The following is a 20,979-nucleotide window of genomic DNA, read 5'->3' on the forward strand; positions in this document are numbered from 1 at the left end:
CTAACGGTCAGCCAGACCCTTCTACCGCAACGGAATACGAAGACCCAGCAAGCAAGGACTGGGGAGTGAAGATAGGTGAGGATTTTCGGGAGTAGATACAAAGTATCTCTGTCTCAACCATGCTGCACAACTAACTTGAAATACGATATGAAAACTCAAAGCAAGACCATAGCAACGATGCTGGCCATCTCCGCCGCCTTTCTGTTGGCCGCGTGCTCGAAACCGGCAGATGACGTCTTTATCGGTACGTGGCAGAGCCCCGCACGCAAGACGGAACACATCGTGATCGAGCGCAACGGCGACGGCTTCATGATTCACGATTTTGCGCCGAGCTTCTTCGACGGCAAGCCGAGTGAGAGGAAACTCCCAGCCATCTACAAGGATGGCGTGTTGCAGGCGTCTACCGGCATGGGAACCGCCAATTTCGGTCACGACGCGAAGAACGACACTCTTACGGTTCAGACGTTGGGCGGAAGTCTGGACTTCACCCGCATTAAATAGGCAGCAACCATGCACGCTCCCACGCCAAAGCAGCTATCAATCGTGGAGTTGGCAGACCGTGGAATGACCGCAGAACAGATTGCGGCACGTCTCGGGTTATCAACTGCGGTCGTGAAACGGGAGCTTGCGCGGATCGCGTGCATGGTGTTGCATGGCGAATACGTGCCGGAGTTGTTACCGATAGAGGTTGCCGCGCTCGCGTTCACAAGCCGTCTGGCTCATTGATGTTGCCTCCAGTTTTCCTAACCCATCCTTGCCAAACACCCATGCAATCAATCCTTCTTTACGCAGCGAACAAGATCGCCTTTAGCGCGTTCACAGAGACCGAGTATCCCGAAGTCGTTCTGGGGCGAGCGCCTGGAATGCCGCAAGCGCTATGTTGGGTATATCGAGGGCATGCCTTCTTCACGCTTTATGAAGGGCCAGCGCAAAAGGCGCTCGACGCATTTCTATCGACGCCGTTGCGGGCGTTGGAAAGTGAGGTGATGCACCGTCTTCCGATCGATACGGATTGGGAAATCGCGGGTGTTGCCCTGCGTGAGTGCAGCGCATCTCGTCATCGTGTTGTTGCCTGCGGTGCGCAAGGCGAAACCTCGATCCTTCTCGACACGGCGGAACTACAGCAGAGCGATCTTGAGAACTTGCGTGGCGCCGTTGTCGGAAAGACATTCCGTGAAGTCATTGCAGCGCTTGAAGTCGCGCTTGCTCCTATCGCAGCCAAGAGCAGCTAGAGGTCAACATGGAAACTGGTAGCTCAGAAAAGCTGCATCAACGGATCAATGATGGGGTGCTCAGCGGATCAATTAAAGTCGTGAAATCGGGCGACGCTCCTGCGGATGAACAACTGACTGAACTAGTCGTTGAAAACCTGAAGGCCGGTAGACCACTTCTTACAGGCATGAAGGTCTATCGCGGGTCGAAAGACCCCGATGTGGACGTCGGCACATTTTCAGAATCCTACAAGCACGCAACACCGTCCTTTTCGACCGCAAGAGGATACGCAGAAACCGCCAACATGAATATTGGCCTGGCTTCCAGAGAGACCCACGGTCTGGGAGTCGTTGCCGAATATTCACTGCCAGACAACGCCTTGTTTTTCAGCAACTTCGGACTGGAGGCGTATAGCGTTGCGGACGGGTCCAACACTGCGCTCACGGTGGTCGAAGCCGAATCCCGGCTTTTGCCTTTAGCTGAAGCATATATGTCAGCCAGCACAGCGGAAGACAGGGACGCCGCGCGGGCAGACCTTCTGTCATTCCAGCGAAGGTACATGTTCGAGCTGGCTGTTCCTACGGAACAACTTCCGACCAGGCAGTGGGTAGTTCAATTCAGCGACACAACAAGCCGCCTGATCGCGCATGAAGATCGCGGACCACTCGCAGACGTGCTGATCGACGTCGTTAAGGCGCGAAAGTCGGCGGTAGACGAGCACACGCCATCGCGCATTATCTCTAATCTTCAAAGCCTGAGCGATAACATGAGCGATTCGGTTGAACTGGTTGCTCCGGGCACGACCGCAATGGTGCGCGAGACGGCGGCACAAGTTCAATCCACGTTGTCCAATCTCCGTATTTCCGTCGCCAACGCGCGCCACGAAACGCTAAGTGAAGCAATCGCCTGGAGACGCGAAACGCAGAGAGGTGTGAAGCTTTCGCAACTCACTAACAGTGGATTTTCGATCCAACACAATCACGCGAAGCTAAAACTACTCCCGATCGTGCAAGAAGCGGCAGAGAACGTGGAATTCGCCGCCTTTCGTCTTGCTCAACGGCCCCGAGTGGTTGACGGCCTGAATTTTTTGCAAGGTAGCCTGGATGCCGTCAGGACGCGAGATAGGCAACTTGACGTCGTTCGGCAAAAGCTCGCATTGAAGGAACAACTGTCAGCGGACTTCGACACCTATACTACGGCCCTTGCAAACGCGGCACAAAGTTTAGAGGACGCTCGTACCTCGCATCTTCGCAACGACTCAGGAAACATATTTTCGAAGCTCCGGTATCGATTTGGCGGTGAACGATCTGGCGCGCTCGCAACGATGGCAGCGCTCGAAGAACATCATTCAGGCGTGCAAATGAATCTCGAGAGGGCTTCCGGCGAATGGAATAAGGCCAAGACTGATTGGACGGAGGCCGTCAAGATTGCGGAGGGGCTTGACGTTGATGTCGTGCGTCGAGAAGCCGGGCTTCGTGAGATGTTCAAAGCCGGAAATTTTGACTTTTGCCAACCGCACCTTAAACCGCCTGCTGGTCGCATCACTGCCGAAAACTGGACTTCTTTAGTCCGCGAAGCACAATTGACGCTTGAAAACATCGATGCGTCGATTGCGAAAGGGCGCGAGGCAGCAAGCCTTTTTCGCGACGTCTCCACCTTGGGTCTCGAAAGGGCGCTCAACAATCACAGAGACAACGTTGAAACGCCAGCTATTGCCAGAGCAATCGTCTCTGCCGTCGAAAAGAATGGAATCACGCTGGACCTCCAGCGCACCGAACAAACCCTAAGAGCGTCCAGCCAGGAATACGGCGCTCTGATAGCAGGAAGGGTTGTACACATCGACGATTCGGCAAATATCGCGGTGATAGACGTAGGACGGAGAGAAGGGATGCCGATAAAGGTTTCCGACCTGGAGTCTACGGTCAAGCTTGAGCCGGGTAAGCTAATCCAGCTTCAACGGCGGGACGGCAAATTGCAGGAGGCGGTTCGATCCGCGTCAAGCGGTGCGAAGCTCGCCCGCTGACCGTCGAACTGACGGCTGTCAGCGTCGCATCGATTTTCACCAGTGAAAGAGTGCTTGTTGCTTTTGGAGGAATTCATGACGTACACCATCGAACAGCTTGAAACCGCTATCAATATCTGGCGGGCACGCACCGCATCCGACAGCGACGCGCTGCTTTGCAAGCCGGCACGGCTGCTTGCCGAGCCATACGCGCTGGCGATCATAGAACACCGTGACACCATCGACGCGGCCATGCTCACTGCGGAGCAACTGGACGCGCTGGCCGTCGCACTCCCTTCGGATCATACAGGGCGGGCGTCGTGAACGGTCGCACGCGCTTTTTCGAGGAATCGAGGTGTGTCCGATAGGAGGCTCAGGCAGATGTTCTGCGACGTGCTATGAGGCCCGAATGCGAGGTATGATTATGGAACATTCATGTTCCATTTGATAAACATCCATGAGGGATACCGACGTGCTTTACGGCGAAGACGCGCAGGCTCTGCGCAAGAAGGCCGGATTGACCCAAACGCAGCTTGCAGAGCGTTGGGGGCTGACGCGCCAACAAATCGGCCGCTACGAAAAAACCGGGCAGAAAGTGCCTGTGAAGGAGGCCGATGCATATCGCGGCCTAGTGCTTACGATCAAATCAAATGCAACATAGGTGTTTCATTTGTAATTGCGGGGAGGTATGATTCCCTCATGGTCGGCGCACGTGTGCCGATAACACGGACAGGGACAAGCCCGCCGTAACGGCGTAAATCAGTGACACCACACGAACAAACAACGGGGAACAAAATGGCAAATGAAAGGCTAGCGATCAACACCCTGATCGTAGTGATGAAGAGTAACGAATACGCGTTGTCGGTGCGAATGGGAGCGGCGGAAGGACTTGGCTATGCGGGTGGCATCGAGGCGCGCGAGGCTCTGATTAAAGTAGTGCAGAGTGATTCGTACTCCAACGATTTGCGCGCGGCGGCTGCGACAGCGCTTGGTCGTGCCTCGCGGGCTTGAGCCCCTGACACGACGGAAAACCGACATGGAACGAATCGCAGTATCAGCCAGCTATGAGGCAGTGCAACACGGCAAGGCTGTAACGGGCCACGTCGAGTTCGTTGCTCGCGTTGCTGATGCGGGCAAGGGATACGACTTGACGACGCGGGCGCAGAGGGCGGTAGCCCGTCGACTGCGAGTGCGCTTGGCAGACGTCAAGATCCTTGGCGTCATGTCGAGCTAGACGGAACGGGAAACTAGGATAAGAGGTCGAGCATGGAGTCATTCGGTTGGGTCATTCGCCAGGTCTTTAACGAAGCGGGTCCGAAGCCCGCGTATCAGTACCTAAGCTCGATCCTCCGTCCAGAAGAGGGCGACGGTGAGACAGAGTTTGGCTTCTCAAACAGCCAGCACAACGCTGAGCTTTTCGACAACGATGACAAAGATGCGGTACTCAATGGACTGCGCAAGCGTTGGCCTGGTTCGATGTTCGAAGCAAAGCAACTTTTCTGGTAAACCGTCCGACAACGGAAAACGGGACGATGACGATAACCATGAACAAAACCACTGGGCTTCTGCCGATTGTCGATGGCCCGTGGAAAGGCGGGCAAGTGGCTCATGCGCTGGGTACGTTTGAGACGGATGGCGACGAAATGGCGACGCCGCTGCCCTTTGCTCTGCCGGGTGTCGGGCGGGTTCGCTACTACCGGCAGGAGGGCGAAAGCGGGCTGGTTTGGAGTGTCCAGATTCCGCCGAACGCTGCTGACCTGTTGCATGAGGAAGAAGCCGACATTCAGCGTTTGATCGGGTAGGAAAACGGATACACAGGAAAACGCTCGCGCTCGATGCGCGGGCCACACAGGAAAATCGGAGAAACGAAAAATGATGAAAAAAGTGACTGCTTTGCTCGCGTTGGCGAGTTTGGGGCACGCGGCAATAGCGAGTGAAGCAGTAGTTGTCAAAGACACGCGCCAATACGTCACGTACACCGCGTCACTCGACAAAGACGGCGATTGCACCATTGCTGCGGACGCAGATCATCCGAAGCAAGGCGACTGTCACGAAGTTCGCGCCAAAGCTCCGGTCGGTGGAGAGTATGTTATTCGAGTCAAAGACTGGTGCCAGAGCGATTCCTTCAGCCCCATTAAGTCGTCCTCGATGCTGGTAGAAGGTCGTCCGATACCGTCGATTCAATCCAGTCATCGCACGTTCCGATGCGATGCACAAGGCAACCCGGTCTGATCGGAAAACAGAATATGGCTATTACCAAGTTCTTCGAAGTGACAATTGTTTCTGACTCAGACGACACATTAGCCAACGCTCGGAAGGCTTTGATACGGCCGGATCAGGTCACATGTGTTGTCGATGTTTCTGCGGCGAAGTATGCGGGTGAGCCGAAGGCCAAGATCAGCCTCGAACAGTCGAACGACTACGTGAACGAAGATGAAGATGGCGGTGGCGTGGTGCACGCACGGCGCACAATTTTCGTGCTGGAGAGCTACGAGGCTATCAAGCAAGCGCTCCAAGTGACCATTTAGAAATCGGAAAATTGGACAAGTCTGTCACAGACCAACTGGAGCACAAGACAATACTATGAATTTCGTCAAGATTCCTACGACTTCTGGTACGGGAACTGCCTTCATCAACGCGCAGCATGTTTCGCTGGTTGCGAAACCGGATGATCAAGATGTGAGCCTGATCTACTTGGCTGTCAAGCCAAAATCACCGGACTCATCATTCCGGAGCATCGCAACAACGGCACCGCTCGAAACCATTCTGCGAGCATTCGGACCGTTTGTCCGCGTCAAAAAGTTCCAACCGATCACGGGCAATCCGTGGAACGTGTACTACCTGCGCCTTGCTGCGATTGTGTCCGTTTGGCCGTTAGGTGATGGGCGGGCCGATGTGACGATGAACGATGGTCGCGAACTCATGATCGAAGACGATGAGGTACTGCGTTCGGCAGGCGTTGAAATCATTTCTCTATAGGGGGTAACGCGGAGGAAAACGCGATGAAACACAAGATAGACAGCAACAAATTTTCCCTAGGCATCGGGATAGTGACCTGCGCCATATTGGCGGGCACCGGCATCTTTCTGCTTCTGCTTCACCCGTCCGCGTTTTGGGTAGGCGTTGGCATTTGCCTCGCGCTCGGCGGCGGTCAAGCAAGCTGGAACTGCTACCGCACGTCGCGCGATCTGTCGTCCCAACCCGAACCTGTCATCGGCGCGCGGTCAATGACACTCCGCGAGTGGTGGACGACGCCGAAGCGTTATCCGAGCGGCGACAAGTTTACCCCGCGCGAATCGGCCATATACGGCAGCCTATGCATTCTTGGCTTTGTCGGTTGTCTTGCGCTCACAGGGTTAGCAGTCCAGGCAATCGTCTGGGGCTTGCACAATCGCTAAAGAGCGAACGGAACGGAAAACAAATGTCTGAACCAACGAAAACCGAAGTGAAAGGCTGGGTCGGCGCGTTGCTGTCGTTGTTGGATAGCGATCAAAGGCAGATCATTGGCATGCTTGTTGTGATACTTGCGTTTATGGCCTTCGGGATGGCTCCAGCTTTTCTTGCGAACTTTCTGACCAAGCCGTCGAATCATTGTTGGGACGTAAAGGAAGTCGCAGGCGCGGTTATGAAGGTGAACGCCTGCACCGGCGAGACAGAAGTAGTGTCGGTGCCAGCATCCCCAGCAAGCGCATCGAAAGCAAAATAATCCGGAAAACTCGCTATGCCTTGGCATGCTCACTATTTCGTCCTAGACGAACACCATGAACCGGTCGAGGTGACGCTAGATGAGTGGTGCCGCTGGCGCGGGGAGCACAGAACGCTTAAGCAGACGATCATTAACGAGAACGCACGCGTGACAACGCTGTGGCACGGGATGACGGATGACGTGACGATGCCGGGGCCGCCAAAGTTCCTGCATTCGCTTGAGGGGCCAGGTCTGAAGGAAAAGACGGCAGACTCGCTGACCTATGCCGAAGCAATTGCGCGGCACGACCGGATTGTAGAGTGGCTACGCGCACGGGTCGCGCGTTACGAGAATCGCAGTTGATACTGAAAAAACGACGATGGATGCGAAGACAATGATTGATGATGCGCGTCGCTATCGCGAGCAGGAATCGCTTGTCGGCAAGGGTGGCGTCGTGGTCTTTTTCAAAGGCGAAGTTCAAGGTTGGATGAATAAACTGCGCAACCCTGAGCATTGGCAACCCGGCTGCATCGCGGTCGATGAGCAAGGTCACATGTGGACGACAATCGCGGGTAGCGAGCGCGACGGTGCGCTCATGTGGCTCGCGAATCACGAACTGTAGGAAAGCGGGGGCGGCGCGAGCGACATGGCGAGCTACAAGGACATACAGACATTCGTGAAGCAGCGTCACGGGATCGTCGCACGTTAAGGAACTGAACGGACTGCCGCTGCGAGGTACGCGAACGGTGGAGCGTGTTAAAACTTGCCCGCCTCAGTGGCGCGCAGCAATTGAGGAAGCCATGCGTCATTACGGCTGGCTTCGCTGACGACGGAAAACGCAGAGCATGAGCACGCACGCAAACGCCGAGGTACTACTCGCGTGGTTCCGAGATCGAGAAAGCGCGACGGTTGCGGAGATTACCGCCTCCGGCCTGATGAAGTCGCGCACCGCTTCTGACGCAATCCAATATGCCGTTCGTAGTGGCGCGCTCGTGCGCGTTGTTCGCGCCAGCGCGAGTGCCAAAGAGCGGATGCGGTATCGCGCGACCGGCGTTGCGCTGCCGACGCCTCGAACGCAGGTCGCGCATCCTTCGTTCGACGGCCTTCTTGAAGCGTGGGGTATTGCGCGCGAGCCTGTAGCGTTGCCCGCGACGGAAGCACGCAGGCACGAAATTTCGGATTACGATTAGGAAAATAATATGCAGACGCAAGAGCTAAGTGAGTTTGTTGACTATCGACTCTCCACTTCGAATGGTCCCGACTTCATGGTACGCGGAGTGGCCAGGTGCGCCGCGCATGTACAGCCAACGGGCCGGGAATCACACCCGGCGATAACCGACGCCGCGACCGTACAGCAATTCATTCTGGCATCCATTGCAACCGGCTTTGTTACAGCCGCTGATGTTGCCGCTCGGAAGGTCGAAGTCACGGTGGAGGCAAGGGAAGCCAGCGACGAGCCGTGGGACGTCTACGTGTTTCTCAATGGGACCGATTGCATTTTCTTCGAACCTATCCACTGACTTCAGAAGCATGCTGCTCCGCAAGCGTTGTGGCGCAGGCACGTAAAAGGCGGAAAACGGGAGAAAACAATGCTTAATAAAGACGTCACCAACGCTTTCATTAAAACCGTTATGCGACACGCGATAAATTCTATTCATCCGGATTTCGGCGCTGCACAGAAGTAGTCTCCACAGAAAAAATGCTGATACAGCCTTTCCCAATCAGCGAGTTCCTCAGCATGCGTATGCGAGAGCGTGGTGCAAACGCCTGGTGTCCCAATTTCGCGCGACTTCGCGGCAGCATAGTGATCGCCATTGCGGATCAGATCGAAGAAGCGATCCGACGCGGAATCCTCAGACCTGGCGACACGCTTCTGACGCAGCGCGACATGGCAGACGAACTCGGCTTTCATGTAAACACGATTAATGCAGCATTTCGGGAGGCTGCGCGACGCGGCCTCATCCGGAGCCGCTCGCGGCGTGGCTCGATTGTGTGCGAGCCTATCTCAGCATGAAACCTCGAGGACTTCCCTTCATGGACGATTACTTAAAAATTGGAAACAGCGTGTTGTTCTCTGCTGTCGTCCTAAGCCCCAAATGGGGGCTTTGACCTGCCTGATTTCTTCGGGCCATTTCAATCTTGGGGAACGGCCTCGGTTGCTTCAGTTGAACAATGCTGCTGCTTGAATTCGTCGGGCGTCAGGTACGCGAGACTAGAATGCGGTCGGATCGTATTGTACAAGCAGGCAACACAACGCCCATATCAGCGAGTCAAGGGAAGTTCTGTATCGTTGGCATCCATGGTACGGGCACACGGTATGGATTTTCACCACGATAGAAAGGAAGAACGGCGAGTCAGTGCTGCGCTGTGCGCGAGAGCCGTTCGATACGGCGGGCTTGCTGGAGGTGCCGCAGTGGATGTTCGATCCGGTTGCCTGCTGTCGCATCACTTCGGAAACGTCTCCCGCCGTCAGCTGTGAAGCATTGAGGGAACTGAAGTACCTGCTGGCGCAGGCGCCTGTGGCCGGGCAGCGCGATATGGTACAAGCCGAGCACCATCCTTTGCTCCGTACAGGAGGTGCTGATGCGACGCCAGACCAGCCCGCAAACGGGCGCTCAACTCGACCTGTTTCATCCTTTTCCGAAGACGCCACAGTGGACGCACCTGCCGCAGGAGGTGAGGCAGGAGACGGTGCGTTTGCTGGCGCAACTGCTGCGGCAACACCGCCGCGGCCAGTTCGCCGTCGTACACGAGCCGGAGGTGCGCGATGAGTGACAAGATTCGGGCACAGCATCTGACGCGCAAGGCCATGCTGTACGTCCGCCAGTCGTCGGCCTACCAGGTCAGCCACAATCTGGAGAGCCAGAAGCTGCAGTACGCGATGCAGGATCGTCTGCACCAATTGGGCTGGAAGGAGATCGAAGTGATCGACGAGGATCTGGGGCGCTCTGCGGCCGGAACGCAAACGCGCACGGGCTTCGAACGAATGGTGGCAGAGGTCTGTCTTGGGCACGTCGGCGCAGTTGCCGCTCGCGAGGTTTCGCGATTTGCGCGCAACAGCCGCGAGTGGCAGCAGCTGGTTGAGGTGTGCCGCATTGTCGACACGGTGCTGATTGATCAGGAGACCGTGTACGCGCCACGGCAGAGTAACGATCGTTTGCTGCTCGGCTTAAAGGGTAGCCTGAACGAATACGAGCTGGATCTGCTGCGTCAGCGTTCGCTCGAAGCTCGGCGGGAGAAGGCCAAACGCGGTGAACTCGTCATCGTGGCGCCGGTGGGTTACTGCAAGACCGAGGACCAGCGCCTGGAGAAGGATCCGGATTTGCGCGTGCAGGACGCCATTCGCTCGGTGTTCCGCCAATTCGGCGCAGTTGGATCGGTGCGTCAGACGTTGTTATGGTTCCTGGAGCACAGCCTGCAGTTGCCGGCATGCACGCCGCGCGGCGAAATCCAATGGAAACGGCCGAACTACGGCACGGTGTACCGGATTCTGACCAACCCGATCTACGGTGGCGCGTATGCCTATGGCAAGACCGAACGCACGATCAATTACGAAGGCGGAGAACAGCGCAAACGTGATCGCCGGAAACCTCGGGATGAGTGGCTTGCGCTCATTCCCAATGCTCACGACGGGTACGTTCAGTGGGACGAATTCGAGCGGATCCAGCGCGCGATCAATGGCAACCTGCGTCTGGCCGGACACGCTGGCGCCCCGAAGAACGGCGATGCCCTTCTGGCGGGACTGTTGCGCTGTCGGCGCTGCGCAAGCAAGCTGACGTTACACTACACGGGTAACAGGCACGACGCCTTGCGCTATAGCTGTCAACGCGGCTGGCTGGACAAGGGACAACCGCGTTGCATTGCGTTCGGTGGCACGCGCGCGGACGCGGCCATTGCCGAGGCGGTCTTGCAGGTCGTTCAACCAGCGGCAATTGAGGCAGCAATGGTGGCGCGCGAAGAAGAGACCCTGAAGCAGGATGAAGTGCTGGCCGCGCTGCAGCGGGATCTGCAAGCAGCACGTTATACCGCCCAACGCGCGCAGAAACAATACGACGCTGCTGACCCTGAAAACCGGCTTGTCGCCGACGAACTGGAGCGGCGCTGGAATGATGCGCTGCTGCGCGTGGAGGAAGTGGAATCGCGTATCGAGCAACAGTTGCGCACGTCCGGTCAGATACCGCCCGCTCAGCCTGATGAGTTTGCCGATCTTGCTGCAGCGTTGGAATCGATCTGGCCGCAGGCCGACGCCCGACTGAAGAAGCGTATTGTGCGCACACTAATCCACGAAGTCGTGGTCGACGTCGACAATACAACGAGCGAAATCGTGCTCGTCATCCACTGGAAAGGCGGGGTACATACCGAGATTCGCGTGCCACGTCGGCGTCGCGGCGAGAACACCACGCACACGTCACGCGAAGCGATTGATGCCGTGCGGAAGCTCGTCCGCATCTGTCCGGATCTGGTGATTGCTGGCGTGCTCAATCGCAATGACTTGCGAACCGGCCGGGGTAACTTGTGGACCCAGGAGCGAGTCACCGCGTTGCGTAGCCACCATCAGATCCCTGTCTATTCGAGCGAGCAACGTGCCGCTGAAGGATGGATGACGTTGACCGAGGCTGCGGCGTTCGTCGGCGTGAGCCCCGGAACGCTCAGGCTTGCGGTCGAGCGCAACGAAATCTTGGCCGAGCATCCGTTGCCCAATGGTCCGTGGATCTTCAATCGCAATTCACTGGGCGGGGACGCCGTCTCCGAACTCGTGGCTAGGGCGCGTGCACGGCGCGGATACCCCACAAAACCAATGGCACAACAAGGCTCTCTAGACTTATCAAGCACATAGCGAGGTTGGGCAGTATGAAACACACTTGTAGTGGCGCCGCCACTGTTCGATCACGACCTTTGCTTCGGCGCGAGTGCGAAACCACTCAAGACTCAGACACTCGTCGCGGAATTTGCCGTTGAAACTCTCGTCCGAGCCATTCTGCCACGGCTTGCCCGGATCGCTGAGCGCCATTTCCATGCCGTTTTCGGCAGCCCACTTCAGGATGGCCCTCGACACGAATTCCGGGCCGTTGTCCGAACGCAGATAGCGTGGCGCACCGTGAACGCTGACCAGTTGTGAGAGGACTTCGATCACGCGCTTTGAGCGGATCGATCCTGCAACGTCAATCGCCAGGCTCTCACGGGTGTACTCGTCGATCACGGTCAGACATTTCAGTTGCTGGCCATTCGCGCAGGCGTCGAATACGAAGTCATACGCCCAGACGTGGCGGGCCGCCGTCGCCGGCTGTGGACGGGGGCGACGAATCGACACGCGCCTGCGTGGACGCTTGCGTGGCACCTGCAGACCAGCCAGACGCCACAGTCTCCATGCCCGGTCCGCGCTCATCTCGTGACCCTGGCGCCCCAGAAAGATCTGGATGCGACGGTAGCCGTAACGCGGATATTGCGCCGACAGAATGCTCATTGCTGCGAGCACCGGCGCGTCTCGCACAGCGAGCTTCGATTCGTAGTGCAGCGCCGACCGCGCGACCGACATCAGCGCGCACGCACGTCGCTCCGACAGGCCCCGTTCTTTCGCATAGGCGACCTGCTGGCGTCGGGCGGGCGCGCTCACCACTTTTTTGCGTTGATCTCTTTCATCACGTCCAGTTCGAGATCCCGCTCCGCCAGCATCTTCTTCAGCCGCGCGTTCTCCTGCTCGAGTTGCTTGAGCCGCTTCACATCGGCAGCCTCCAGACCGCCGAAATGTTGCCGCCAGTTGTAGATCGTCTGTTCGCTGATCCCGTGCTTCTTTGCGACCTCGGCAACTGGCGCCTTGTCTGCCTCACGCAGGATCGTGACCATCTGCTCGTCGGTGAACCGGCTCTTCTTCATGACTTCCTTTCTCCGTTGGAAGCCATTCTCTCAAGTTTCAGCTGGTCCGAAAATTCCAGGGCAGGTCAGCTTGAGTATCAGCGATTAGGCGTCGCCTCACCTCGACACGATCACAGCGCTGACGCGCCTTCGTGTGACGCCGAACGGGCCATACATGAATCACGCGGCGAAGACACACGCAGTAGCGCGCAGATGACGTTGCTCTAAAATGAAGCGTAGCGACAGCGCGCCTTTGTCATTGCTGGCTATCGAACTCTGAGAAAAAAGGGCCGCTCATTCAGCGGCCCTTTCCTTTTACCGCGACATGCTGCGGTTTTGAGCTTTGACCAACGCAATCCCGTGCGTGTATTTCACCTGGATCGGACTGGACATGCGAACGTCACGCTCGGATGCAAAGTCTTTGCGCGCGTGCGCGATCAGCAAGTCCTCGCTCACCTTCTGCACGTAAAAGCGGTCCGTCACGCCAACAATCTGGCCGTCGTAAGAACCGGCCGTCCGCTCGGCAACGTCCACGCGCATCGTCATGCTGTCGGCCAGTTCCTTCACTTCGTTGAATTGGGCCAGCGAGACCTCCGAAGCCTCTTTCATCAGCGGTGAAGCGAACCGCGAGCCGGGATACTGCGCGATGGATTGCGCAAGGCTCGGGTCGACGGCAATGCGGTCGAGGACGAGCTGATGGATTGCATCGCCATCGCCCTGTTCCCACAGATTGTCGTGGGACCGACTGCCCAGGATGGTCGCACCTTTCTCCGGATGGTTGAGTGCAACGAGATAGTCGGCAACTACCTGCGCGGCGCGCTTGCGCGCGTCGTCGTCGGTCGCCGGCATCGTCCTAGCGACTTGTCCGAAAAGATCGGTGCCTCCAGCCTCGCGTGCCAGTGCCACTTCGAGCGCGGACGGCTGCTGCCCAACTATGATCGGGCTATCGACGTCGCCTGCTTTTCCGTGCGTTGCCTCAATACCTGCGAGTGCCTTCTCTTGCGTCGCCGCGTCGGCATAGCTCAACGGTTCCCACGTCGAAACATACGACGCATCCGCCTGTGCCTTCTTCAACTCCGCCATCACATCGCCCATGTCCTTGCGCAACATCTCCAGCTTCGCCATCTGCGCAAAGGGCTTGGCCGCTTCGACCTTCGCCCGGTCGCATTCGGACTTTTGCGACACGCGATCTTCCTCTGCGTCGACAATGCGTTCCTCCAACCTATCGAGCGTGTTGTCGATCCGCGTGAAAAACCCGGACAGCTTGAACTCGTCACGTTCGCTATAGACGAGATTCAACGGCTTGTGTGTTTCGTTTCCCTGAAGAGTGAAATGCAGCGTCTTGACGTTCGCAAAGACATTGATTTCGAAGCCACGATAGACGCCGACCAGGGTGGGGCGGTCGACCCCTTCCTTTGCATCGGTGAGCGCCGATTTCATCGAGTCATAGATGACAGCGAGCAACGCCTCCTGATCGTCCTTGCCGTACACCGAGCCATTGGTGTGGAACTCGAAGTCATCCTTCGTGTTCCGGTCGCGCAGAGCGATTTCCATGCGCGCCCGTTCGATTGCCCGGTCGGCGCGTTGGTCCGCGCGAGACAGCCAATCGACGCGGCTTTCCGTCGAGTGCTTTGCACGCTTGTAGCCCGAATAGACGGCTTCCATCTTTTTCAGGTCCGATGACAGTTGAACCTGCAAGAAGATGAGCGGATTGCCCGTCGCCGCCGCTTTCATTTCGGCTGCGTTTGCGGCTTCGCTCGCAACGTCCTCGATGACACGCTGGAGTGTATCGCCGCGCCGGAACTGCTCGATGCCTTCGGCTTTGCCCTGAATGGTCTGCCACATACGGGCGTCGTAGGTCTGCTTCGTGGAGTAGCGGCAAACCTCAACCTCGAAGCCCTCCGGATCGCTCTCATAGAACATGTTGCCCTGGCGCAGAATGCGGCCTTCGCGTTGCTCAAGGTCACTCGGACGCCACGGGGCGTCCAGATGGTGCAGGGCAACGAGGCGACGCTGTACGTTTGTGCCAGCGCCCATCTTGGCCGTCGAGCCGAACAGAATGCGCTTGGTGCCAGCGTTCATTTCCGCGAAAAGCTTCTGCTTCCGCGCATCGGTGTTGTAGTCGTGAATGAACGCGATTTGGTCCTCGGGGATGCCGCGCTTGATCAGCTTCGCGCGCATATCGTCGTAGACGCTGAACTTGCCATTCCCAGCCAGCATTTCGTCCATCGAGATGGACAGTTCTTCGTCAGGCGCTTCCGGGCCGTCATCATTCTCGTCTACCTGCACGGGCGCTTCGACAGCGCCGCGCTTCGCTTTCGGCGTGCTCAGATCGCAGAATACCAACTGCGTGCCGCCGCGTTCGTCCCACTCCTGCCATTTGGCGAAGATTCGGGTGACGGCCTCGTTGACCTTCGTGCCTTCAAAATCCGGGGCGTTCGGGTCGATCAGGCGGAAGTCGAGGCCGGCTTTCCGCGCGTCGTTGGTGATCTTCAGCGGATTGTCAATGCGCGGATCGTCTGGAAGGTTCTCCATCCGGTGGATAATGCTTCCCTCATTCCATTGCGTAATAGTCGAGCCATCCGCACGCGTGGCCGGTTTTCCCTGACTGTCGAGCACGGGCGTCTGTACACCCATGTAGTCAGCCTGGACCTCTGTGCGGTCGATGATGATGTTCTGGGGCTTGCCGCCTTTGACCTTCGGCACGGGAAAGCGACGGCCCTGCGCGGCTGCTTGCGCCTGCAGATCGGTCTGCGTGATCGTGTCGGCAAACGTGCGGTACATGTTGATCAGTTCCGGCACGTTCTGAAATTTCGAGAAGCGGCTGTTGAGCCGGTAGTTGACGCCAGTTGCATCAAGCTCCCAACCCGTGACTACCTGCCCGAATGTGCTCGCCCACGAGTCGAAATGCACGATGCCGCGCTGCTTCATTTCATCGTAGTGCATGTAGCGCTGGACCGTGTACAACTCTGCAATCGTGTTCGATATCGGCGTGCCGGTCGCGCCAAACACGCCCCGTCCTTCGTTCATCTTCTGGACGTAGCGCACCTTCACGAACATGTCGAATGCCTTGTCGCTGCCAGCAAGATTGCCGAGTCCCGACACGCGGTTCATCGACGTGTTGATGAAAAGGTTCTTGAATTCGTGCATTTCATCAACCGCCAAGGCGTCGACGCCAAGATCAGCGAAGTTGACGGCACGGTCTTTTGATCCGGTTTCGGACTGCTTTTCGAGCTTGGCTTTCATGCGGTCGCGAGCCTTCTCCATCTCCTTGATGGTGAGACGGTCACCGCGATCCTGCTTGACCTTGAGAATCGAATCCGTGAGGTCATCAATCTGTTCGTTCAGAATCTCGTTGAGCATTTCCTCCGGCATGCCGATCTTCTTGAACGACGAATGCGCAACCACTACAGCGTCCCAGTTTCCGGTCGCGATCTTCGCGAATAGCTTCTCGCGGTTTTCCTTCTTGAATTCGTGCTTTTCAGCGATCAGGACGTTCGCACCCGGATACAGTTCGTAGAAGGCGTCTTTCCACTGCATCAGCAGGTGATTGGGGACAACGATCATGGGCTTCTTGATGAGACCCATGCGGCGTGATTCCATCATCGTGCCGATGACGACCATCGTTTTGCCTGCGCCGACGACGTGATCGAACAGCGCCGTGCCTTCCTGAATGCCGCGCCAGATAGCATCTTTCTGGTGAGGGCGCAGGGTGATTGCCTTGGACGATCCGGGCAGAACCAGATGCGAACCATCGTAGCGCGGGGGAACGTTCGTATTGAAGCGATCGTTATAGATGCGCGCGAGCGTCTCGCGGCGAGTCTTGTCTTCCCACACCCAGTCACCGAACGCCTGACGGATTTCGTCGGCCTTCTGGTTTGCGGCTGCGGTGCGTTCCTCATCGATACGGTATTCGGGTTGGCCGTTCTCGCTGCGCCCGATCACTTCCTTGACCTGGATTGCCTTGCCGTTGAGGATGCTGTTCAGCAGCTCGTTTGCCGGAATATCTTCGGTGCCCCACGTTGCACGCATCGTCGTGCGGTCTGCGGACGGGCCGATATTTGCAACCCATTTCCCGAGCGACGGCGCGTAAGCGACACTGCGGCGCACGTCACCAAGCAAGTGCGTCACAAAATCATTCACAACCGCTTCGGGCACCCACGTAGAGCCAAGCTGGATCGAAATGTCCACCGGCTCAATGTCGGCCGGTTGCACGCGTTGCAGCGCTTCGACGTTGGACGTGTAGCGGCTGTCGGACTTCTGCGCTGACACCGCCTCGGCCAGCTTCTGCTTGACGTTCCCGGACAGGTAGCGATCAGCCGTTTCCCACTTGCCTTGTGGCGTGAGGTAGATAAGACCTGATAGCTCACGGACCAGATCATCCTCCGGTTTGCCGGAAAGACGGACCATCAACTCCATGTCCACCTTGCCAGTCTCGTTCATGCTGACGACAAGCGCGTCTTTCGCGGTTTCGACGCTGGTGATTTCGCGGTGAGGCGTCATCACGCGCTGGCTGAAAATTTCCGCCTTCTTGGCGCTCGGCTCGCGCGGTTCGACGTTGTTTTTGCGTGCGACTTCTTTCGAAATGCCCCGGTCGTAGTCGCGCTCAAGCGAATGCAGAAGCGCGTACTCCGGGTCTTCGACAAACGCCTGCTTGTTCGTTTGAGAACTGATAAAGCCGTGCTGCTTGACGAATCCGTCGTAGACACGGTTCAGTTTCGTGCGACGGGATTCGATTTCCGTCTCACTGTAGGACTCCGAACGTTCTGCGGCCATGAGCGAGCGCAGGGCGGTTCGAATCTCGATCATGCCTTTGATGCGCTCAGCGACCTTATCATTCTTCGGCTCGGCCCAGCGGTACTGGGGCGTGTCGAGCAAGTCATCTTCGCGGATCGCGATACGGCCCTTGGGCGACAGGAAGAACGCGCCGATCTTGACGTCGGCGGGCACTTCAAACTTCTCCGTATCTTCGGCGGGACGGGCGTCAACGGCTTGCTGCTCGGCTGCTTGATAGATGCCGACAGGCAGCGTTGCGATTGCCCGTTGAAGCTCGGCGGCAAGGTCCGTACCGGGTTCTGCAACGAGTGCCGGCGCACCGCCCGCGTACATCGTGCCTTCGAGCGCCATGCGCCCCAGCATCATCTCAGGATGGTCGATGAAATACTGGTTAAGCGGAATGTCGCCATCGGTGGCGGCATCCTTGACCGTGCCGACGTCCACCCAGCGACGGTCGGGCGTCTGACCTTCATGGAGCTTCTGGAGGAACACAATGTCGGTCGTCACCTCCGTCATCGCGTTCTGCTTGAATGCGTTGTTCGGCAAACGGATCGCGCCGATCAGGTTCGCTCGCTCCGCAATATGCTCACGCGCTGGCGATACGCCCGCGTCCATAAAGAAGTTGCTGACGACGACTGCGACGACGCCGCCTGGACGTACCGCGTCGAGCGACTTCGCAATGAAGTAGTTGTGAATTGTGAAGTCGCTGAGGTCTTTGTGACGCGGATCGTAAAGCTTCTGGTTGCCGAAGGGAGGGTTGCCGATAGCCAGATCAAACATGTTGCTCGGCACAGCGACTTCCTGAAATCCGCGGTTGATGACCGTCGAATGCGGGTAGAGCGCCTTGGCGATGGCGGCAGTGGTCGGGTCAAGCTCGATTGCCGTTACGCTGCTTTGCTCGCGAATATGCGCAGGCTGTAGCCCGATGAAGTGGCCGATACCGGATGCCGGTTCGAGAATGCGACCCTGAGCGAAACCAAGCCGTTCAACGGCTTGGTACATGCCCTGAATGATCGTTTGGGAGGTGTAGTGTGCGTCTTGGGTGGAGCGGCGCGCGGCCTCGTATTCGGCTTGGGGAAGGAGGGCGGCAAGCTCCTTGTATTCCTTTTCCCAGTCCGTGTTGCGCATGTCGAACGCTTGCGGGAGTCCACCCCAGCCGACATAGCGGACCAGCTTCGCCTGTTCTTCCTGCGTGGCCGCGCGTTCTTCTTCTTCGAGCTGACGGAGGATGCGGATAGCGGCGACGTTATCGCGATATTTCGTCTTGGCTCCGCCCGTGCCAAGCTGATCCGCGTCCGTAATGATGTAATCCGATACCGAAGCGGCCGGCTGCTCGGCCTGTTTCGCTGCAACAGCATCAGCAAGCGCGTCGATTGCTGCAGTCTGCGTCGGATAGCCCTCCAGAACGCCGATGCCCTCCATTTCGGGCACAACGAACCAACCTTCGGCGTTTCGATCAACGATCCCGCCATACACGGGGTCGGTATTCGTGGCGAGCCCGTTTGCCGTGCCCAGCCAACCATCCGGCAGCGTTACAACTCGGTCGGAATCTCGTTCTGCGCCAGAATCTCGTGCGGGACCACTCCCGTCGTCAACGCCTCGAGCGCTTCCGTCGTTGTCAGCGCTTCCTGTTCCACTTGCTGCTGTTCCAGCAGACGGCTCAACAGGACCAGTTCGCCCTGCGTCTCCAATGCCTTGAGTTGGCTCGGGCTGTTGTACGCCCAGCGCTCCACGATCTTCCAGCCGTAGTGGTTGTACGGCGGGCGGTTGATGAGCGCCAACGTCTCCGGTTTGAGGACCGTCTTGGCGTGTTCCAGGTGCTTGCTTTGCTGATTCATTTTGTGTCCCTTGTGCGTTGGCAAAAAGTGGCAGTTCGTCTGCGTCGTCCACGTTCGCGTCTGCGCGAATGCGGTCAATCGTATCAAGCGTGTCTTCGAACGCGAATTCAAACGACATCTGGTTAGCCGAGACTTCCCGGCTGTTCGACTTCTTCCTTTTCATAGCGCAAGCCTTTTGTTAAAAGCTGGGTTGTCTGCTACGCTTCCCGCGCCTTCGGGCTGGGGAGCACGGCTTGGCTACCAAAGGTGGTGCTTTGGGAAGCCAGGTGGTTGGGCGTGTTGACGCACGCTCAGCCCTCCCTTCTCCCGCAAGTATACATATTTATTGCACTATTTATTTAGGTTCTATGCTGCGTGGTGCGTTTTCACTGGTGAAAATCCCGCGAGCCTACGCTTGAATTCCTCCTACTGATTCCTGGATCGCCTCAACCATCTCCAGCGTTAGGAACTTTCCAGCATCCGCCGAGCGCGACAGTTCAGCCTCGTTGACTTTGCGGACCTCCCACGGCCAAACACGGCGATTCACGACGGTCGATAGAGGCGCATTCCTGTAGCGCCCGTCCTTTTGCACGTCGACCAGGGCGACGCTTATCATGCCTGCCGCATTCGCCTCGGTGTCGGGCGTCACCAGACCCATCTGCTTGTCGAGCCAGATCCGAAGGCCGGGGACGGGCAGCGTTGCAGCGATGCTTCGTAGCCCCTCGGTCACGAATGGTTTGCGCAAATCCTCATCCATCTTCCAGCCCGCCTGAAGTTCACGGATGCCCTCAGACTGGCATGTACGGAAACGCGCCTCGGCAGCTTCGCGCACGGTCGCGCCTGCTCGCATGTGATGCTGATAGTCGGAGCGGTAGCCGGTTTCCGAGATGAACGGCATGTCTGCGGTGCAAGCACGAAATTCGAAGTGCGCTGCGCCGAACGAATTGAGGCCGGACTCAATCGAGACCACACATGGCATACCGTTGACCACGATGAACAGACGCCCGGATTGTCCCCAGAGCGGAGTCTCGCCGTCAGGTGCAGACAGCGCGGCTTCGAGCAGGCAGGCAGGCGCCTCGTCGTCTGCACGGCAACCGAAGGTTGTGCCGCCGTTGATTGCGCAGATCAGGCGATCGTAATTGTGCATGCCTGCCTTGATAAGCCGCTCGTCGCCCGCCATTACAGCCGCGTGCCAGCGCTCCACGATACGGCGACCGATCTGGATGGCTCTGTCCGGAAGTTGTGCGCCCATTACGCAATCCTTATCAATAAGTTATGCATAATGTACACCTCGCGACGATGGCTCGCAAGCGTTTTGGCGGTGTCAGTGCAATATTTATTGTGTAGAATCAGGGGGACACAAACAACGCGCAAGGGAATATGAGCGAAACGACAGAATTGCAATGCCGTCTGGCCGAAGCCAATGAGTGGGAGCGGGCAATCGCTGCGGGTCAGTTCGGCTCTCTCGAAGAACTCTGGACTGCCTTGCAGAGCCGGATCGCTGATGTGCAGTTTGATCTGCACGCGAGAGCTGTCGTGAACAGGGTGCTCGCGCCGGCGACGTCGCTCGATTCAAGCGAGCCGTTGCCGTTTCTGTTGCATTGAACCGGAAGGGGTGATTGACCATGTTCGGG

General features: G+C 57.6%; 25 protein-coding genes and 1 pseudogene. 21 read left to right on the forward strand and 5 right to left on the reverse strand.

The features are described 5' to 3' along the window. Positions 1 to 147 precede the first annotated feature (147 nt). The 17 genes from PWP93_RS36630 to PWP93_RS36710 all read left to right on the forward strand — a co-directional run bounded on the left by PWP93_RS36630 (position 148) and on the right by PWP93_RS36710 (position 8,419). Positions 148 to 501, forward strand: coding sequence for a hypothetical protein (locus PWP93_RS36630; protein ID WP_421048366.1), 354 nt, complete (start codon positions 148 to 150; stop codon positions 499 to 501). Between the two features lie 266 nt (positions 502 to 767). After that, positions 768 to 1,232 carry a hypothetical protein gene (locus PWP93_RS36635; protein WP_421048367.1) on the forward strand — a complete coding sequence of 155 codons (465 nt, stop codon included), beginning with the start codon at positions 768 to 770 and terminating at the stop codon, positions 1,230 to 1,232. An 8-nt stretch (positions 1,233 to 1,240) separates the two neighbouring features. Continuing rightward, positions 1,241 to 3,235, forward strand: coding sequence for a hypothetical protein (locus tag PWP93_RS36640; protein ID WP_421048368.1), 1,995 nt, complete (start codon positions 1,241 to 1,243; stop codon positions 3,233 to 3,235). A 75-nt stretch (positions 3,236 to 3,310) separates the two neighbouring features. Further along, positions 3,311 to 3,538, forward strand: coding sequence for a DUF3717 domain-containing protein (locus PWP93_RS36645; protein ID WP_421048369.1), 228 nt, complete (start codon positions 3,311 to 3,313; stop codon positions 3,536 to 3,538). Between the two features lie 133 nt (positions 3,539 to 3,671). Beyond that, entirely contained in the window at positions 3,672 to 3,875 is a 204-nt protein-coding gene (locus PWP93_RS36650; RefSeq protein ID WP_421048370.1) for a helix-turn-helix domain-containing protein, read from the forward strand. Between the two features lie 101 nt (positions 3,876 to 3,976). Next, the gene (locus PWP93_RS36655) at positions 3,977 to 4,225 is read left to right on the forward strand and encodes a hypothetical protein (RefSeq protein WP_421048371.1); all 249 of its coding nucleotides are present in this window, start codon (positions 3,977 to 3,979) and stop codon (positions 4,223 to 4,225) included. Positions 4,226 to 4,480: 255 nt separating this feature from the next. Further along, a complete protein-coding gene (locus tag PWP93_RS36660) occupies positions 4,481 to 4,720 on the forward strand; it encodes a hypothetical protein (protein WP_421048372.1) in 240 nt (79 codons plus the stop codon). Positions 4,721 to 4,758: 38 nt separating this feature from the next. After that, positions 4,759 to 5,016, forward strand: coding sequence for a hypothetical protein (locus PWP93_RS36665; protein ID WP_421048373.1), 258 nt, complete (start codon positions 4,759 to 4,761; stop codon positions 5,014 to 5,016). A 70-nt stretch (positions 5,017 to 5,086) separates the two neighbouring features. Beyond that, a complete protein-coding gene (locus PWP93_RS36670) occupies positions 5,087 to 5,446 on the forward strand; it encodes a hypothetical protein (protein ID WP_421048374.1) in 360 nt (119 codons plus the stop codon). Between the two features lie 14 nt (positions 5,447 to 5,460). Then, entirely contained in the window at positions 5,461 to 5,742 is a 282-nt protein-coding gene (locus PWP93_RS36675; RefSeq protein ID WP_421048375.1) for a hypothetical protein, read from the forward strand. 55 nt (positions 5,743 to 5,797) lie between these two features. Continuing rightward, on the forward strand, positions 5,798 to 6,193 hold the full coding sequence (locus PWP93_RS36680; RefSeq protein WP_421048376.1) for a hypothetical protein: 396 nt from the start codon (positions 5,798 to 5,800) through the stop codon (positions 6,191 to 6,193). A 23-nt stretch (positions 6,194 to 6,216) separates the two neighbouring features. Further along, complete coding sequence (locus PWP93_RS36685) at positions 6,217 to 6,612, forward strand: hypothetical protein (protein WP_421048377.1); 396 nt, start codon at positions 6,217 to 6,219, stop codon at positions 6,610 to 6,612. A gap of 23 nt (positions 6,613 to 6,635) precedes the next feature. Further along, complete coding sequence (locus PWP93_RS36690) at positions 6,636 to 6,920, forward strand: hypothetical protein (RefSeq protein WP_421048378.1); 285 nt, start codon at positions 6,636 to 6,638, stop codon at positions 6,918 to 6,920. Between the two features lie 15 nt (positions 6,921 to 6,935). Next, the gene (locus tag PWP93_RS36695) at positions 6,936 to 7,262 is read left to right on the forward strand and encodes a hypothetical protein (protein ID WP_421048379.1); all 327 of its coding nucleotides are present in this window, start codon (positions 6,936 to 6,938) and stop codon (positions 7,260 to 7,262) included. A gap of 16 nt (positions 7,263 to 7,278) precedes the next feature. Next, positions 7,279 to 7,521 (forward strand): hypothetical protein, encoded by a 243-nt coding sequence (locus PWP93_RS36700; protein ID WP_421048380.1) that lies wholly within the window; start codon positions 7,279 to 7,281, stop codon positions 7,519 to 7,521. 223 nt (positions 7,522 to 7,744) lie between these two features. Then, positions 7,745 to 8,089 (forward strand): hypothetical protein, encoded by a 345-nt coding sequence (locus PWP93_RS36705; protein WP_421048381.1) that lies wholly within the window; start codon positions 7,745 to 7,747, stop codon positions 8,087 to 8,089. Between the two features lie 9 nt (positions 8,090 to 8,098). Further along, entirely contained in the window at positions 8,099 to 8,419 is a 321-nt protein-coding gene (locus tag PWP93_RS36710) for a hypothetical protein (RefSeq protein ID WP_421048382.1), read from the forward strand. Positions 8,420 to 8,553: 134 nt separating this feature from the next. Here PWP93_RS36710 and PWP93_RS36715 read toward each other — a convergent pair whose 3' ends face one another. After that, entirely contained in the window at positions 8,554 to 8,811 is a 258-nt protein-coding gene (locus PWP93_RS36715; RefSeq protein ID WP_421048390.1) for a hypothetical protein, read from the reverse strand. On the opposite strand from PWP93_RS36715, the gene PWP93_RS36720 reads away from it, so the two are divergent. The 3 genes from PWP93_RS36720 to PWP93_RS36730 all read left to right on the forward strand — a co-directional run bounded on the left by PWP93_RS36720 (position 8,773) and on the right by PWP93_RS36730 (position 11,736). Then, positions 8,773 to 8,913, forward strand: a complete 141-nt coding sequence (locus PWP93_RS36720) for a helix-turn-helix domain-containing protein (protein WP_421048389.1) — start codon at positions 8,773 to 8,775, stop codon at positions 8,911 to 8,913. The two genes, PWP93_RS36715 and PWP93_RS36720, sit on opposite strands and share 39 nt — an antisense overlap. Positions 8,914 to 9,482: 569 nt before the next feature. Next, a complete protein-coding gene (locus PWP93_RS36725) occupies positions 9,483 to 9,674 on the forward strand; it encodes a hypothetical protein (protein ID WP_421048383.1) in 192 nt (63 codons plus the stop codon). Beyond that, positions 9,667 to 11,736, forward strand: coding sequence for a recombinase family protein (locus PWP93_RS36730; protein WP_421048384.1), 2,070 nt, complete (start codon positions 9,667 to 9,669; stop codon positions 11,734 to 11,736). Before PWP93_RS36725 ends, PWP93_RS36730 begins: the two co-directional genes overlap by 8 nt. Positions 11,737 to 11,754: 18 nt before the next feature. Here PWP93_RS36730 and PWP93_RS36735 read toward each other — a convergent pair. From PWP93_RS36735 to PWP93_RS36750, 4 genes and pseudogenes are all read right to left on the reverse strand, one after another. Then, a pseudogene (locus PWP93_RS36735) lies at positions 11,755 to 12,773 on the reverse strand (IS3 family transposase); the annotation flags it as partial. Between the two features lie 294 nt (positions 12,774 to 13,067). Beyond that, a complete protein-coding gene (locus tag PWP93_RS36740) occupies positions 13,068 to 19,004 on the reverse strand; it encodes a KfrB domain-containing protein (protein WP_421048385.1) in 5,937 nt (1,978 codons plus the stop codon). A gap of 56 nt (positions 19,005 to 19,060) precedes the next feature. Further along, positions 19,061 to 19,366 carry a hypothetical protein gene (locus tag PWP93_RS36745; protein WP_421048386.1) on the reverse strand — a complete coding sequence of 102 codons (306 nt, stop codon included), beginning with the start codon at positions 19,364 to 19,366 and terminating at the stop codon, positions 19,061 to 19,063. Between the two features lie 388 nt (positions 19,367 to 19,754). Continuing rightward, complete coding sequence (locus tag PWP93_RS36750; protein ID WP_421048387.1) at positions 19,755 to 20,597, reverse strand: hypothetical protein; 843 nt, start codon at positions 20,595 to 20,597, stop codon at positions 19,755 to 19,757. A 128-nt stretch (positions 20,598 to 20,725) separates the two neighbouring features. Between PWP93_RS36750 and PWP93_RS36755 the strand changes: the two genes are divergently transcribed. Next, on the forward strand, positions 20,726 to 20,950 hold the full coding sequence (locus tag PWP93_RS36755) for a hypothetical protein (protein ID WP_421048388.1): 225 nt from the start codon (positions 20,726 to 20,728) through the stop codon (positions 20,948 to 20,950). Positions 20,951 to 20,979: the final 29 nt, after the last annotated feature.

Source organism: Paraburkholderia sp. A1RI-2L, from assembly GCF_048957375.1.
In the GTDB taxonomy this organism is placed as follows: Bacteria; Pseudomonadota; Gammaproteobacteria; order Burkholderiales; family Burkholderiaceae; genus Paraburkholderia.

Excerpts from the sequence above, each read along its gene's own strand:
- PWP93_RS36630 (WP_421048366.1), top strand. The coding sequence starts at position 148 with ATGAAAACTCAAAGCAAGACCATAGCAACGATGCTGGCCATCTCCGCC.
- PWP93_RS36635 (WP_421048367.1), top strand. The coding sequence starts at position 768 with ATGCAATCAATCCTTCTTTACGCAGCGAACAAGATCGCCTTTAGCGCG.
- PWP93_RS36640 (WP_421048368.1), top strand. The coding sequence starts at position 1,241 with ATGGAAACTGGTAGCTCAGAAAAGCTGCATCAACGGATCAATGATGGG.
- PWP93_RS36645 (WP_421048369.1), top strand. The coding sequence starts at position 3,311 with ATGACGTACACCATCGAACAGCTTGAAACCGCTATCAATATCTGGCGG.
- PWP93_RS36650 (WP_421048370.1), top strand. The coding sequence starts at position 3,672 with ATGAGGGATACCGACGTGCTTTACGGCGAAGACGCGCAGGCTCTGCGC.
- PWP93_RS36660 (WP_421048372.1), top strand. The coding sequence starts at position 4,481 with ATGGAGTCATTCGGTTGGGTCATTCGCCAGGTCTTTAACGAAGCGGGT.
- PWP93_RS36665 (WP_421048373.1), top strand. The coding sequence starts at position 4,759 with ATGAACAAAACCACTGGGCTTCTGCCGATTGTCGATGGCCCGTGGAAA.
- PWP93_RS36670 (WP_421048374.1), top strand. The coding sequence starts at position 5,087 with ATGATGAAAAAAGTGACTGCTTTGCTCGCGTTGGCGAGTTTGGGGCAC.
- PWP93_RS36675 (WP_421048375.1), top strand. The coding sequence starts at position 5,461 with ATGGCTATTACCAAGTTCTTCGAAGTGACAATTGTTTCTGACTCAGAC.
- PWP93_RS36680 (WP_421048376.1), top strand. The coding sequence starts at position 5,798 with ATGAATTTCGTCAAGATTCCTACGACTTCTGGTACGGGAACTGCCTTC.
- PWP93_RS36685 (WP_421048377.1), top strand. The coding sequence starts at position 6,217 with ATGAAACACAAGATAGACAGCAACAAATTTTCCCTAGGCATCGGGATA.
- PWP93_RS36690 (WP_421048378.1), top strand. The coding sequence starts at position 6,636 with ATGTCTGAACCAACGAAAACCGAAGTGAAAGGCTGGGTCGGCGCGTTG.
- PWP93_RS36695 (WP_421048379.1), top strand. The coding sequence starts at position 6,936 with ATGCCTTGGCATGCTCACTATTTCGTCCTAGACGAACACCATGAACCG.
- PWP93_RS36700 (WP_421048380.1), top strand. The coding sequence starts at position 7,279 with ATGGATGCGAAGACAATGATTGATGATGCGCGTCGCTATCGCGAGCAG.
- PWP93_RS36705 (WP_421048381.1), top strand. The coding sequence starts at position 7,745 with ATGAGCACGCACGCAAACGCCGAGGTACTACTCGCGTGGTTCCGAGAT.
- PWP93_RS36710 (WP_421048382.1), top strand. The coding sequence starts at position 8,099 with ATGCAGACGCAAGAGCTAAGTGAGTTTGTTGACTATCGACTCTCCACT.
- PWP93_RS36715 (WP_421048390.1), bottom strand. The coding sequence starts at position 8,811 with ATGAAAGCCGAGTTCGTCTGCCATGTCGCGCTGCGTCAGAAGCGTGTC.
- PWP93_RS36725 (WP_421048383.1), top strand. The coding sequence starts at position 9,483 with ATGCGACGCCAGACCAGCCCGCAAACGGGCGCTCAACTCGACCTGTTT.
- PWP93_RS36730 (WP_421048384.1), top strand. The coding sequence starts at position 9,667 with ATGAGTGACAAGATTCGGGCACAGCATCTGACGCGCAAGGCCATGCTG.
- PWP93_RS36745 (WP_421048386.1), bottom strand. The coding sequence starts at position 19,366 with ATGAATCAGCAAAGCAAGCACCTGGAACACGCCAAGACGGTCCTCAAA.
- PWP93_RS36750 (WP_421048387.1), bottom strand. The coding sequence starts at position 20,597 with ATGGGCGCACAACTTCCGGACAGAGCCATCCAGATCGGTCGCCGTATC.
- PWP93_RS36755 (WP_421048388.1), top strand. The coding sequence starts at position 20,726 with ATGAGCGAAACGACAGAATTGCAATGCCGTCTGGCCGAAGCCAATGAG.